The sequence below is a fragment of the Streptomyces sp. NPDC088254 genome (assembly GCF_044740925.1).
Classification (GTDB): Bacteria; Actinomycetota; Actinomycetes; order Streptomycetales; family Streptomycetaceae; genus Streptomyces.
In genome coordinates this window covers 136,434-148,841 of sequence record NZ_JBIURQ010000003.1, presented here as the reverse complement: position 1 = coordinate 148,841, position 12,408 = coordinate 136,434, and the positions used below count along the sequence as shown (strand labels likewise).

Here is a 12,408-nt window from a genome sequence, read left to right as displayed (position 1 = left end):
GTGCACGACGCGTCAGCTGTTCTCCGAAGCCGCCTCCCGGCGCTCCCGCCATTGACGTACGACCGCTTCGACGTCGTACGGCTGCATCCCGAGCGGGGGGCCGGGCGGCGGCTTGAACATCATGTCGCGGAGTTTGACGTTGACGTCCGTGATGATCTTCCGGACGAGGCGTTCCGAAGGGGCCGCGTACGCCGCCGCGAGGGCGTCCTCCGCCTCCTTGCGCAGCGCGAGCGCCGGCGGAAGCACCGAGAGCCCCTCGCGCGCCATCTTGCGCTTGATCCACCACAGCTCGTCGTACGCCGTGTCGGCACCGGACTCCAACGGCTTTCCAGCGCCCGGGAGTTGATCGAACTCGCCCCGGAGTTGCGCGTCCCGGATCTGCTTGTCGATCCAGGAGTCGAACGGAACACCGGGTGGCTTTCGCTCGGTCATGCGTCCATTGTGCCGGACGCGGCGGGGCCGGGCGATTTAGTATGCGGCCGCTGTGCAAGGTCACTTGCACGCCACTGTCGGACACAGTCACGAGGAGCGCACGTGCTCGAACTCACCATGGCCACCGTCTCGGGGACGGAAGAGGGTGCCACGGCCGGCATGCTCATGGCCGACGCGCCCAGCGAGCCGGGGGCGGTGCTGCGGGTGGGCCGGGACAAGTCCGTCTGCCGCCTCGTGACCCCCGAGGACTGGCTCTTCGTCTCCCGGGTCCACCTGGAGTTCCTGTGCGGGCCGGAGGGCGTCTGGCAGGTCAGCTGGCTGCGCGGCTCCCAGCCGGACCCGTCCTCCGAGGTCCGGCTGGTCGTCGGCGAGTACGCCCAGACCATCCCCTACGGCGGCACGGTGCAGCTGCCGCGGGGCGGCGTCGGCGAGATCGTCGTCGTCGACCGCACCGGCCCGCGCAGCGTCAACGTCGGTTTCTTCCACGAGGCGTAGCCCCGCGGGGAGCCCGGCGGGGCTACGCCAGTACGCGGGCCAGCGCGAACCCGTCGTAGCCCTTCGCCCCCACCGTCTGGACCGCGGTGCCGCTCAACCGCGGGTGCGAGCCGATGAGTTCGATGGCGGCGCGGGTCCCGCGCACGTCGTCCGCGTCGCTGGCCGCGTCGACGACCCGGCCGCCGCGCACCACGTTGTCCAGGACGATGAGACTGCCCGCCCGGGTCAACTTCAGCGCCCATTCGAGGTAGTGGGGGTTGTTGACCTTGTCCGCGTCGATGAAGACCAGGTCGAACGGGGGCGGGTTCTCGTCGGCGAGCAGCGGCAGTGACTCCAGGGCCGGGCCGACCCGCACCTCGACCTGCTTGTCGAGGCCCGCGCGGGCGATGTTGCGGGCGGCGACCTCGGCGTGCTTCGGGTTGTACTCCAGGGTGATCAGCCGGCCGTCGGCCGGGAGCGCGCGGGCCAGCCAGATCGTGCTGTACCCGCCGAGGGTGCCGATCTCCAGGATCGCGCGGGCCCCCTGGATCTCGGCGAGCAGCTGGAGCAGTTTGCCCTGCGCGGCCGTGACGCTGATCGGCGGCAGCTCGGCGGCGTCGCTGTCGCGCAGGGCCGCGGAGGTGACCTCGTCGTCCGGGGAGAGGTGGTCGGTGAAGTAGGCGTCGACGGCGTCCCAAACCTGCGACTCGCTCATGCGCTGCTCTGCCTCTCGTGTGAACTCGGCACGTGACATCTACTTAGGAACCCTAACGACCCCGTCAACGCCCCGCCCCCGTTTCTCTCCCCGGCGTGGCGCTGGCGCCGCCGGGGGGCTAGATCCGCTGGATGATCGTCCCCGTGGCCAGGCCGCCGCCCGCGCACATGGTGATGAGGGCGAACTCCTTGTCCGTGCGTTCCAGTTCGTGGAGGGCCGTGGTGATCAGGCGGGCGCCCGTCGCTCCGACCGGGTGACCGAGGGCTATCGCGCCGCCGTTGACGTTGACCTTCGACAGGTCCTGGTCGAAGACCTTCGTCCAGGACAGCACCACGGACGCGAAGGCCTCGTTGATCTCGACGAGGTCCATGTCCTTCAGGGACATGCCCGCCTTGCCGAGCACCGCCCGTGTCGCGTCGATGGGGCCGTCCAGGTGGAAGTGGGGGTCCGCACCGACCAGGGCCTGGGCCACGATCCGCGCCCTGGGCTTCAGTTTCAGGGCGCGGGCCATCCGTTTGGACGCCCACATGATCGCCGCCGCGCCGTCGGAGATCTGGGAGGAGTTGCCGGCCGTGTGCACCGCCGTCGGCATGATCGGCTTCAGCCGGGCCAGGGCCTCCGGGGAGGTGTCGCGCAGGCCCTCGTCGTGGTCGACCAGGCGCCACATGCCCTGGCCGGCGGCCTGCTCCTCCTCCGTCGTGGGGACCTGGACCGCGAAGGTCTCCCGCTTGAAGCGCTCCTCCGACCAGGCGTCGGCGGCTCGCGTCTGGCTGAGCAGGCCCAGCGCGTCGACGTCGTCGCGGCTGAGTCCCCGGTGTCGGGCGATGCGTTCCGCCGCCTCGAACTGGTTCGGCAGGTCGACGTTCCACTCGTCGGGGAACGGCTTGCCCGGGCCGTGCTTCGACCCCGAGCCGAGCGGCACGCGCGACATCGCCTCCACCCCGCAGGAGATCCCCACGTCGATGACGCCCGCCGCGATCATGTTGGCGGTCATGTGCGACGCCTGCTGCGAGGAGCCGCACTGGCAGTCGACCGTGGTCGCCGCCGTCTCGTAGGGGAGGCCCATCGTCAGCCAGGCCGTGCGGGCGGGGTTCATGGACTGCTCGCCGGCGTGGGTGACGGTGCCGCCGACGATCTGCTCCACGGCGTCGGCGGGGATGCCGGTGCGGCCGAGGAGTTCGCGGTAGGTCTCGCCGAGGAGGTAGGCGGGGTGAAGATTGGCGAGCGCGCCGCCGCGCTTGCCGATGGGGGTGCGGACGGCTTCCACGATCACGGGTTCGGCAGCCATGGGTGCGGATCCTCCCGGAACTAGTACGTGTTCTAGTTCTGCTCTGTGCAGTCTGCGGACGTGACGTACGTCACCGCAAGGGTCTTGCAAGCTTCAGAGCCCTGAACTACCGTCGCCGCACCCTGTTTCTGATGGACCGTCAGGTGACTGGTCCGACGGCTGGAGCTGCCCATGCACTGTCCAGCGCTTCCCGACGGGTTCGACTTCACCGACCCCGACCTGCTGCAACACCACGTCCCCCTGCCCGAGTTGGCCGAACTGCGGCGGGCCGAACCGGTCCGCTGGATCCCCCAGTCGGGAAACGTGGCCGGGTTCCAGGACGAGGGTTACTGGGCGGTGACCCGTCACGCCGACGTCCGGTACGTCTCCACTCACCCCGAGCTGTTCTCGTCCACCGTCAACACCGCCATCATCCGTTTCAACGAGCACATCCGGCGCGAGTCCATCGACGCGCAGCGGCTGATCCTGCTGAACATGGACCCCCCCGAGCACACCAGGGTGCGGCAGATCGTGCAACGCGGGTTCACGCCACGGTCGATCCGCGCGCTGGAGCAGCGGCTGCGGGACCGGGCGGCCGGCATCGTCGCCGCCGCCCGCGAACTCGACGGCCCCTTCGACTTCGTCACCTCCGTCGCCTGCGAACTGCCCCTCCAGGCCATCGCGGAGCTGATCGGCATCCCCCAGGGAGACCGGACCAAGATCTTCGACTGGTCCAACAAGATGATCGCCTACGACGACCCCGAGTACGCGATCACCGAGGAGGTCGGCGCGCAGTCCGCCGCCGAGCTCATCTCGTACGCCATGACGATGGCCGCCGACCGGAAGCAGTGCCCGGCGCACGACATCGTCAGCACCCTCGTGGCCGCCGAGGACCAGGGCAACCTCAACTCCGACGAGTTCGGCTTCTTCGTGCTGATGCTCGCCGTCGCCGGCAACGAGACCACCCGCAACGCCATCACCCACGGCATGCACGCCTTCCTCACGCACCCCGAGCAGTGGGAGCTCTACAAGCGGGATCGGCCCTCCACCGCCGCCGAGGAGATCGTCCGCTGGGCCACGCCCGTGTTCGCCTTCCAGCGCACCGCCACCCAGGACACCGAACTCGGCGGGCGGACGATCAGGAAGGGCGAGCGGGTCGGACTCTTCTACGCCTCCGCCAACCATGACCCCGAGGTGTTCGACCGGCCCGACGCGTTCGACGTCACCCGCGACCCCAACCCCCACCTGGGATTCGGCGGCGGCGGGCCGCACTTCTGCCTCGGCAAGTCGCTGGCGGTGCTGGAGATCGACCTGATCTTCAACGCCATCGCCGACGCCATGCCGGGCCTGCGGCTGGTCGGCGACCCACGGCGGCTGCGGTCCGCCTGGATCAACGGGGTGAAGGAGTTGCGGGTCGCCGTCGAGTGAGGGGCGTATACGGCGACGTATACTCGCCCCATGGCAGATGCGATGATCCGAGTGCCCGCCGAAGTCCGGGACCGCCTGGCGGTGATAGCGGAGTCGCGGGGGACGTCGATCCGGTCCCTGGTGCAGGACTTCGCGGAGTCCACGCTGACCGAGGAGGAGCGGCGTGAGCGGGCGGAGCGGGCCCGTGCGTATCTGGCGGAGCACTTCGGGGTCGAGGTGACCGACGAAGAGAGCGCCGCGATGGGGCGCAGGCTTCGCGAGGCCTTCGCGCGGCAGCAGGGTGACGCCGCGTGATCCTTCATCACCTGATCCTGGACGCGCCGACGCTGCTGGCGTTGTCCGGCAACCGGCAGGTGTCCGCGCTGGTCCACCGGGCCCACTTCGAGACCGAGTCGCGCTTGTGGGCGCCGACGCTGTCGGTCCTGGAGGCCGATCGCGAGCATCTCGGAATCGCCGAGCACGTCGGCCAGGTGGAGGTCCTGCACACCGTCGACCTCGACTACGCGGCGGCGCTCGCGGTGGCCCGGATGCATCGCGACGGAGTGCCTCTCGGGATCGCGGCGGCGATCCACGCCGCCCGTCATCTGCCTGAGTGGGGCGCGGACGCGCTCGTCGCCACCGTGGATCCGAAGGCGTACGAAGGGCGCGGCGTGCCGGTGCTCGACCTCAACCGCTGAGGCGGTTCAAGCGCGTGAAGGCGACGGCGCGCCCGGCTTCGACTGGTCCCACAAGATGATCGCCTACGACGACCCCGAGTTGCGGGTCAGCCTGGGGTGACGCCCTCAAGGGCTCGGCTCAGTCCCTGCCCGACGCCGTCACCGCGAGCGCGGCCGACGCCAGGGACGCCAGCAGCAGCGGGATGCCCATGCCGTGGTGGAGCACCAGCCACGCGCCCAGCACCGCTCCCGCGAACAGCGCGGACACCGCCGCCGTGCGACGCCGGGTACGGGCGCCGCTGCCGCCGGCGACGTGGGACTCGGCGGCCAGGCCCGTCAGGGTCATCGTCACGACGGTCGTCGTGGTGAGCGCCGGCACGTTCAGCTCGCGCACGGTCGCGTTGCGCAGGCCCATCGCGAAGGCGGTCGTCGCGATGAGCGTGTACGTCGTGGCGGTCGCCCCCTCCGGCGCGGTGAACGCCACGGCCGACGCGGCGCCGAGGAGGACCGCCTCGACGCCCAGCGTCCAGCGCGCGAAGGCGCGGCGGGAGCCGTCTCCCGGGCGCCGGGCGACGCGGCCCCCGCTCACCGCGCCCAGCAGGAAGCAGGCCAGCGAGGTCGCCGAGTGGTGGACCGAGAAGCCGGGGGCGCCGGCGGCGGCGAAGCCGAGGATGACGACGTTGCCCGTCATGTTCGCGGTGAAGACGCGCCCGAGGCCGAGGTAGCTCACCGCGTCGATCAGACCGCTCACCCCGGTGAGCGCCAGCAGCACGACGACCAGGCGCAGGCCGCGATCTTCGGGGCCCTTGTCCGTGGCGGACCGGGGCTGCTCGGTGGTCATCGGTCCAGTGGACCACGGGCGGGTGAGGGCGGGGCGGGAGCGCGCTGCGGAGCCGGCCGGGAAACGCGGAAGGCGGCGGCCCCGGGGGATCAGGGGGCCGCCGCCGGTCAGGGTGCCGCGCGGGGGCGTGCGGGGGGGTGGCGCTTGAGCCGGTCCGTCAGTGCGGCTGTGCCGCAGGCGCGGGACCGGGGCGCGTGCGGCGGTGCCGTGTGCCCAGCGTCCGTTCGTGCGGCGGGCTGCCGCGGCGCCGGGGCGGGGCCGACGCTTGCGCCCGGTCCGCTCGGCGGGTGCCGTCGGTCCGTTCGGGTGGCTCAGTACCAGCCGTTGGCCTGCCAGAAGGACCAGGCGCCGACCGGGCTGCCGTAGCGGGAGTTCATGTAGTCCAGACCCCACTTGATCTGGGTCTCGGCGTTGGTCTTCCAGTCGGAGCCGGCCGTGGCCATCTTGGAGCCGGGGAGGGCCTGGACGAGGCCGTAGGCGCCGGAGGAGGAGTTGGTGGCGTCGACGTCCCAGTTGCTCTCGTGCTCGACGATCTTGCTGAACGCGTCGAACTGTGCGGCGTCCGGGATCATCTTGTGCGCGATCGCCTGGGCCTCGGCGGCGGAGGGCGCGGCGGGGGCCGCCTGGGCCGGCGCCGCGGTCAGGGCCATGCCGGCGGTGGCGGCGGCCACGGCGACGGCGGTGAGGGTCTTCTTCGGGGAGGCGAGGCGGCGGATGACGGAGACGGACACGGAGAACCTTTTCCTTCGGGGACTGACGGCGTCGCGGCCGGCGGCGGACCGTGGGTGAGCGGCGTCCGGCACACGTCGGCGCCGGAGCCTGTGGGGCTCGTCGGCGCCGTGCGACGTCATCCAGAGAAACAGGCCCGGAAGGCGCCCGCAATGACCCCTTTTACTAGTTGTGGCCGCATGTGGGTGCTCCGTCGCCGTCACGGTGAGCCGGTCCCTGTGCAGGTCAGCGGCGGTCTCGGCGTGTGCATGGCATCCGATATGTCCGACTAAAGAGGATCGTAGGTGATCCGCGTCATGTGGGCCGGTTCACCGGCCGACGGTCCTCGAATGTGACCGCGGTCTCGAACGCGGCCCGCCGGGTGGCCCTCCGCAGCGCCCTGAGCACCGCCGGGCCGAGCGTCACGGTCAGCACGACGGTGACGACCGCGCGGCCGAGGTCCCAGCCGACGGACGTCGCCAGGCAGTACGCGGCGAAGGAGGCCAGGTTCTCCGCGACGGAGGCCTCCGGTTCGAACGCGATGGTCGTGGTGCCCGCGCCCAGGAAGGGCCAGCCCTGCATGTTCATCGCCGTGCCGTAGGCGAAGGCCGCCAGGAAGCCGTAGCCGGCGAGCATCGCGAGCTCCCCGCGGCCGCGCAGCCGGTCTGGGCCCGGGAGCAGGCCCGCGCCCATCGTGAACCAGCCCATCGCCAGCATCTGGAACGGCATCCAGGGCCCGACCCCGCCCGTGAGCAGCGCGGACGCGAACATCGTCACCGATCCCAGGACGAAGCCGAAGCCCGGCCCGAGGACCCGGCCGCTCAGCACCATCAGGAAGAACATCGGCTCGATGCCCGCCGTGCCCGCGCCGATGGGACGCAGCGCGGCGCCCGTCGCCGCCAGCACCCCCAGCATCGCGACGGCCTTCGCGCCCAGCCCCGACTCCGAGATCGTCGCCGCGACCACCGCGACCAGCAGCGCCAGCAGCCCCGCGAACAGCCACGGAGCGTCCTGGGCGTGGGCGTTCACCGTGGAGTGCGGCGGGGCCAGGAAGGGCCAGGCGAACGCGACGACGCCGACGGCGCTGACGAGCACCAGCGCCAGAAGGGAACGCGGGCCCAGCCGGACCGCGCGGGCCTGCCGGGTCACCTCAGCGCCTCCCGCACCTGCGCCACCGTGAGCCACGGCTGCGGGGCCAGCACCTTCGTCACCTGCGGGGCGAAGGACGGCGAGGAGACCACCACCTCCGCCGTCGGACCGTCCGCGATCACCTCGCCCTCCGCCAGCAGCACCACCCGGTGCGCCAGCTCGGCGGCGAGCTCCACGTCGTGCGTGGCCAGCACGATCGCGTGACCGGCCGCCGCCGACTCCTTCAGTACGGCGACCAGGCGGGCTTTGGCCGCGTAGTCCAGGCCCCGGGTCGGCTCGTCCAGGAGGAGCAGGGGCGGGCGGGCGGTGAGGACGACCGCGAGGGCGAGAGTGAGGCGCTGCCCCTCGGACAGGTCGCGGGGGTGGGTGTCGTCCGCGATGCCCGGCAGCAACCCGGAGACCAGGGCGCGGCAGGTGCCGGGGGCGGCCTGCGCGTCCCGGTCGGCGGCCGCGCACTCGGCGGCGACCGTCTCGGCGTAGAGGAGGTCGCGCGGCTCCTGCGGGACCAGGCCGACGCGGCGCACCAGGTCGCGGGGCGCGGTGCGGTGCGGGACCGCGCCGCCGGCCCGCACCGTCCCGGCGGACGGCTCGACCAGGCCGACGAGGGCGCTGAGCAACGTGGACTTCCCGGCGCCGTTGCGGCCCATGAGAGCGATGGTCTCGCCGGGGGCGATGGCGAGATCCACGTGCCGGAGCGCCTGCACCCGGCCGCGGCGGACGGCGAGGCCCGCGACCTCGGCGGGCGCGCCCGCGGGCGAGGGAGCGTCGGCGGGCCGGCGCCGGCGCCACCACGGCGGCGTCGAAGGGGCCCGGGGCGCGGGCGGCGCGGGGGTTGTCCTGGTCGCCGTGCCGTCGGGTTCCCGGTCCGCGAGGCGTTCGCGCAGGCCGCAGGCGCGGCGGCGGGCGTCGCGGACCGTCAGGGGGAGCGGGGACCAGTCGGCCAGCCGGCCGAGACCCACCACCGGCGGGAACACCGGGGACACGGCCATGATCTCCGCCGGCGGGCCCAGGACGGGGGCCGCGCCGGGGGCGGGCAGCAGGGCGACCTGGTCGGCGTACTGCAGGACGCGCTCCAGACGGTGTTCCGCCAGCAGCACCGTCGTACCGAGGTCGTGGACGAGGCGCAGGAGGACGGCGAGGACCTCCTCGGCGGCTGCCGGGTCGAGCGCGGAGGTCGGCTCGTCCAGGACGAGGACGCTCGGGTGCGGGGTGAGGACCGAGCCGATCGCGACCCGCTGCCGCTGACCGCCGGAGAGGGTCGCCAGGGGGCGGTCGCGCAGGGCGGCCAGACCGAGCAGGTCGAGGGTCTCCTCGACACGGCGGCGCATCACGGCCGGTGGCAGGCCCAACGACTCCATGCCGTAGGCGAGTTCCTCCTCCACGGTGTCGGTCACGAAGTGGGCGAGCGGATCCTGGCCCACCGTCCCGACCACGTCGGACAGTTCACGCGGCTTGTGGGTGCGGGTGTCGCGGCCGGCGACCGTGACCCGGCCGCTCAGGGTGCCGCCGGTGAAGTGCGGGACCAGACCGCTCACCGTGCCCAGCAGCGTCGACTTGCCGACCCCCGAAGGGCCCGCGAGCAGCACGAGTTCACCCTCGGGGACAGTGAAGTCGACGCCGCTCAGGGCCGGTTCGGGGACGCCTTCGTACGTCACGGAGACGTTCTCGAAGCGGATCACGACGGTTGCTCCTGGCGTGGTGCGGGGGCGAGGAAGGCGGGGAGGAGGCCGACGAGGATCGCCGCAGCAGGCCACAGCGGCAGGGTGGGCGCGGTCAGCGGCACCACGCCCGGACGCAGACCCGCCGGGTCCACGGCGGCGGCCGCGAAGAGGAGCGCGGCGACGGCGATCCCGGACCCGGCGACCAGACACGCGCGCGGGGTCCAGCGGTCGGGGCGGTAGCGCGTGCGGGGGGAACGGCGGCCGCCGAGGCGGAGCCCGGCCAGGGCGGCGACGAGACCGGCGAGCAGGAGAGGGAGGCCGTACACCCCGCCGACGGCCGTCAGCAGACCGTACGTCCCCGCGCACACGCCGAGCAGGCCGCCCAGGGTGAGAGCGGTGGTCGTTCGGCGGACGGCGGCGGGAACCTCGGCGGTACGGCCGTAGCCGCGGGCGTCCATCGCGGCGGCGAGGGCGACGGAACGCTCCAGCGCGCCCTCGAGGACCGGCAGCGCCACCTGCAGCAGCCCGCGCAGCCCGCTGTCCGGCCGGCCGCGCAACCGGCGTGCCGCGCGCAGGCGTTGGACGTCGGCGATGAGATACGGGGCGAAGGTCAGCGCCACGACGGCGGCCACCCCCGCCTCGTACAGCGCGCCGGGCAGGGACTTCAGCAGGCGGGACGGGGCGGCGAGGACGTTCGCCGCGCCCACGCAGACCAGGAGGGCGGCCAGGCGCAGACCGTCGTACAGGGCGAAGAGCACACCCTCCGCGGTCACCTTGCCGCCGAGGCGGATGCCCTGCGCCCAGTCGGGGAGCGGGACTTCGGGCAGCGTGACGATCACGTGCGTGCCCGGCACGGGGGAGCCGAGGGCGACGACGAAGAGGAGCCGGACGAGGAGGACGGCGAGGGCCAGGTGCAGGAAGGCGGAGTAGCCGCGGGCCCAGGGGGTGTGGGGGCGGCAGGTGAGGACGACGTAGGCGGAGGTGGTGAGCAGGAGGGCGAGGAGGAGCGGGTTGGTGGTGCGGGTGGCCGCGGTGCCGAGGGCCAGGGCCCACAACCACCAGGCGCCCGGGTGAAGTCGGCCGGGAGCGCGCTCCCGGTCGGTGGGCTGCGGGGCCGGAGGCCGTTCGGCCCGGCGCAGCGGGGCGTCGCCGCTACGCATGCCCGCGCCGCCGGGACTGCCACACCGCCGCGGCCGCCAGGACGGCTATGAGGGCGCCCCCCGCGTACAGGCCCAGGGAGGGGCCCTCGTCCTCCTCGGGCTTTCCGGCGGGGGTGGGGCCGGTGCTCCGGGCGGTCACCTGCTCCCCGCAGCCGGTCTTCGGGTAGCCGCTGATCGCGCAGAGGAGGGCGTTGGCGTCGTAGCGCAGGGGCTTGGCGACCGCGGCCAGCGCTTCCGCCGTCGAGGCGTCCTCCGGGACGCGGGCGCAGGCCGTCCGGGGGCGCGGCGGGGTTTCCCCGGAGGGGGCGTCCGCCACCGTGCCGAAGTCGATGACCAGTGCCACCCGCTTGCCGCCGTCGCGCGGGGGCGTCGTGGCGCAGATCGCCGTGAAGGACGCCGTACCGCGCGGCCTGGAGGCGTCCGCCGAGTCCGCGCTGACGGCGAAGCGGAAGCCCTGGACGTCGCCGTCGGAGGGGCGGGCGGTGGAGGGGCCCTGGGTGGCGTAGGTCCAGCGGTCGCCGGTGCGCTCCCAGAAGGACCAGTAGCGGTAACCCGCCGCCTGGGCCTGCCCGGGACCGGCCAGGGTCCACAGCAGCGCGGCCAGCGCGAGGGCGGCGCAGCGCCGTATCACGGCCGCTGCTTCCGGCGGCCGCTGATCAGGAAGCCGATGCCGATGCCGGCGACGAGGAAGACGCCGACGGTCCACCACACGCCGTAGCCGTCGTCGGAGTCCTCGCCCTTCGCGTCGTCGGTCTTGTCGCCCGGCTCGTCCGTCGCCGTCTTCCCGTTGTTCCCGGCCGGCTGCGGCGTCGGGCCCGTCGCGTTCAGGGCGGCGACCAGGTCCGTGCCGCCGAAGGCGCGCGGGTCGCTGCCCGTGGCGTGGGCGGCGAAGATCAGCTGGGCGTAGGCGGCGGGGCCGCTCTGCTTCGCCCAGGCGGCGGAGTTCTTCTCGAGCCAGGCGAGAGGCTTCTCCGCCCGCTCCGCGCCTCCCTGGGCGGCGAGGGCGACGACCGCGTCGGCGGTGTTGCCGTAGTCCGGCTGGTTCTCGGCGCCGGGGAGCACGGACATCAGGTGGTTGTCCTTGGCGACGGACTTCGCCAGGTACGCCGCCCCGCTCGCGGCGGCCTGCTGCGGGGTCGCGCGGCCCGTCCCGGCGCACACGGCGTCCGTCTCGCGGCCGGCCCCGGGGGCCATGCCCAGGCCGAGCGCGCCGAGGACGCCGGCGGCCGTCGCGTCCGCGTTGGCGGTCAGCTTGCCCTGCTTGTCGGGCTGGTAGGCGAAGGCGCCGCCCGCGTCGCAGGGGAGCGCCAGCTTCAGCAGGGCGTCGTAGGGGGAGTGGCCGCCCTTGGCGACCCCGGCGGGCTTCTCGCCGGCCGCCGTCAGCGCGCCGATGACGACGGAGGTGGAGTTGGCGTCGCTCGCGCCGCCGGGGGCGTAGCCCCAGCCGCCGTCGGTGTTCTGCACCGACTTCAGCCAGCCGACGGCCTTGTCCACCGCCGCGTCGTGCCCGCCGAGCGCGGCGAGGGCCTGGACGGCGGCGGCCGTGCTGTTGCTGTCGACCATCAGCTTGGCGTCGCACGGCTTGGCGGGGTCGGCGCGGAACGCGGCGAAGGCGCCGGTGGCGCACTGCTGGCCGGTGAGCCAGTCCACGGCCCGGTCCGCGGGCCGCACGCCCACGGTGTCCTGGGCGAGCAGCGCGAGCGACTGCCGCCAGACGCCGTCGTAGGTCGGGTCGGCGTCTCCGTACAGGCCGGACGGGATCACCGGCGTCGGGGACGGGGAGGGGGACGCGGCCATGGCGGGCGTGGCGGCGCAGGTCAGTGCGGTTGCGGCGGCCAGGACCGCGGCGCTGCGGCGGACGTTCATGGTCGGCGGGTTGCCTCTCCCTGTGGGGAGCCGGGCAGCGCGGGACATCCC

Annotated in this window: 14 protein-coding genes; 4 read left to right on the top strand and 10 right to left on the bottom strand. The window is 73.4% G+C overall.

All coding sequences use genetic code 11. The features are described 5' to 3' along the window. Window positions 1–12: 12 nt before the first annotated feature. The gene (locus tag ACIOC0_RS11240; RefSeq protein ID WP_130437002.1) at window positions 13–432 is read right to left on the bottom strand and encodes a DUF1992 domain-containing protein; all 420 of its coding nucleotides are present in this window, start codon (window positions 430–432) and stop codon (window positions 13–15) included. A gap of 102 nt (window positions 433–534) precedes the next feature. Between ACIOC0_RS11240 and ACIOC0_RS11235 the strand changes: the two genes are divergently transcribed. Next, the gene (locus ACIOC0_RS11235; protein ID WP_130437003.1) at window positions 535–927 is read left to right on the top strand and encodes a hypothetical protein; all 393 of its coding nucleotides are present in this window, start codon (window positions 535–537) and stop codon (window positions 925–927) included. A gap of 22 nt (window positions 928–949) precedes the next feature. Here ACIOC0_RS11235 and ACIOC0_RS11230 read toward each other — a convergent pair whose 3' ends face one another. Both ACIOC0_RS11230 and ACIOC0_RS11225 read right to left on the bottom strand, forming a co-directional pair. Then, window positions 950–1,621, bottom strand: coding sequence for an O-methyltransferase (locus tag ACIOC0_RS11230; protein ID WP_352252416.1), 672 nt, complete (start codon window positions 1,619–1,621; stop codon window positions 950–952). Between the two features lie 118 nt (window positions 1,622–1,739). Then, window positions 1,740–2,909, bottom strand: coding sequence for a steroid 3-ketoacyl-CoA thiolase (locus tag ACIOC0_RS11225; RefSeq protein ID WP_130437005.1), 1,170 nt, complete (start codon window positions 2,907–2,909; stop codon window positions 1,740–1,742). A 171-nt stretch (window positions 2,910–3,080) separates the two neighbouring features. On the opposite strand from ACIOC0_RS11225, the gene ACIOC0_RS11220 reads away from it, so the two are divergent. From ACIOC0_RS11220 to ACIOC0_RS11210, 3 genes are read left to right on the top strand one after another with little or no spacing between them, the layout of a single operon-like run. Further along, complete coding sequence (locus tag ACIOC0_RS11220; protein WP_402154624.1) at window positions 3,081–4,316, top strand: cytochrome P450; 1,236 nt, start codon at window positions 3,081–3,083, stop codon at window positions 4,314–4,316. 30 nt (window positions 4,317–4,346) lie between these two features. Beyond that, complete coding sequence (locus tag ACIOC0_RS11215; RefSeq protein ID WP_130437007.1) at window positions 4,347–4,610, top strand: hypothetical protein; 264 nt, start codon at window positions 4,347–4,349, stop codon at window positions 4,608–4,610. After that, the gene (locus ACIOC0_RS11210) at window positions 4,607–4,993 is read left to right on the top strand and encodes a hypothetical protein (protein ID WP_402154622.1); all 387 of its coding nucleotides are present in this window, start codon (window positions 4,607–4,609) and stop codon (window positions 4,991–4,993) included. The genes ACIOC0_RS11215 and ACIOC0_RS11210 overlap by 4 nt, the downstream gene beginning before the upstream one ends. A 118-nt stretch (window positions 4,994–5,111) precedes the next feature. On the opposite strand, the gene ACIOC0_RS11205 is transcribed toward ACIOC0_RS11210, so the two are convergent. The 7 genes from ACIOC0_RS11205 to ACIOC0_RS11175 all read right to left on the bottom strand — a co-directional run bounded on the left by ACIOC0_RS11205 (window position 5,112) and on the right by ACIOC0_RS11175 (window position 12,357). Next, window positions 5,112–5,813: a YoaK family protein gene (locus tag ACIOC0_RS11205; RefSeq protein WP_402154620.1), complete on the bottom strand. Its 702-nt coding sequence runs from the start codon at window positions 5,811–5,813 to the stop codon at window positions 5,112–5,114. A 311-nt stretch (window positions 5,814–6,124) separates the two neighbouring features. Further along, window positions 6,125–6,544, bottom strand: coding sequence for a transglycosylase SLT domain-containing protein (locus ACIOC0_RS11200; protein WP_402154618.1), 420 nt, complete (start codon window positions 6,542–6,544; stop codon window positions 6,125–6,127). 292 nt (window positions 6,545–6,836) lie between these two features. Next, entirely contained in the window at window positions 6,837–7,706 is an 870-nt protein-coding gene (locus ACIOC0_RS11195) for an ECF transporter S component (protein ID WP_402154616.1), read from the bottom strand. After that, window positions 7,667–9,349 (bottom strand): ABC transporter ATP-binding protein, encoded by a 1,683-nt coding sequence (locus ACIOC0_RS11190; protein ID WP_402154614.1) that lies wholly within the window; start codon window positions 9,347–9,349, stop codon window positions 7,667–7,669. The genes ACIOC0_RS11195 and ACIOC0_RS11190 overlap by 40 nt, the downstream gene beginning before the upstream one ends. Continuing rightward, complete coding sequence (locus tag ACIOC0_RS11185) at window positions 9,346–10,491, bottom strand: CbiQ family ECF transporter T component (protein ID WP_402154612.1); 1,146 nt, start codon at window positions 10,489–10,491, stop codon at window positions 9,346–9,348. Before ACIOC0_RS11185 ends, ACIOC0_RS11190 begins: the two co-directional genes overlap by 4 nt. After that, a complete protein-coding gene (locus ACIOC0_RS11180; RefSeq protein ID WP_402154610.1) occupies window positions 10,484–11,122 on the bottom strand; it encodes an SCO2322 family protein in 639 nt (212 codons plus the stop codon). Before ACIOC0_RS11180 ends, ACIOC0_RS11185 begins: the two co-directional genes overlap by 8 nt. Further along, window positions 11,119–12,357, bottom strand: a complete 1,239-nt coding sequence (locus ACIOC0_RS11175; RefSeq protein ID WP_402154608.1) for a prenyltransferase/squalene oxidase repeat-containing protein — start codon at window positions 12,355–12,357, stop codon at window positions 11,119–11,121. The genes ACIOC0_RS11180 and ACIOC0_RS11175 overlap by 4 nt, the downstream gene beginning before the upstream one ends. Between the last annotated feature and the right edge of the window lie 51 nt (window positions 12,358–12,408).

Excerpts from the sequence above, each read along its gene's own strand:
- ACIOC0_RS11240 (WP_130437002.1), bottom strand. The coding sequence starts at position 432 with ATGACCGAGCGAAAGCCACCCGGTGTTCCGTTCGACTCCTGGATCGAC.
- ACIOC0_RS11230 (WP_352252416.1), bottom strand. The coding sequence starts at position 1,621 with ATGAGCGAGTCGCAGGTTTGGGACGCCGTCGACGCCTACTTCACCGAC.
- ACIOC0_RS11225 (WP_130437005.1), bottom strand. The coding sequence starts at position 2,909 with ATGGCTGCCGAACCCGTGATCGTGGAAGCCGTCCGCACCCCCATCGGC.
- ACIOC0_RS11220 (WP_402154624.1), top strand. The coding sequence starts at position 3,081 with ATGCACTGTCCAGCGCTTCCCGACGGGTTCGACTTCACCGACCCCGAC.
- ACIOC0_RS11215 (WP_130437007.1), top strand. The coding sequence starts at position 4,347 with ATGGCAGATGCGATGATCCGAGTGCCCGCCGAAGTCCGGGACCGCCTG.
- ACIOC0_RS11205 (WP_402154620.1), bottom strand. The coding sequence starts at position 5,813 with ATGACCACCGAGCAGCCCCGGTCCGCCACGGACAAGGGCCCCGAAGAT.
- ACIOC0_RS11185 (WP_402154612.1), bottom strand. The coding sequence starts at position 10,491 with ATGCGTAGCGGCGACGCCCCGCTGCGCCGGGCCGAACGGCCTCCGGCC.
- ACIOC0_RS11175 (WP_402154608.1), bottom strand. The coding sequence starts at position 12,357 with ATGAACGTCCGCCGCAGCGCCGCGGTCCTGGCCGCCGCAACCGCACTG.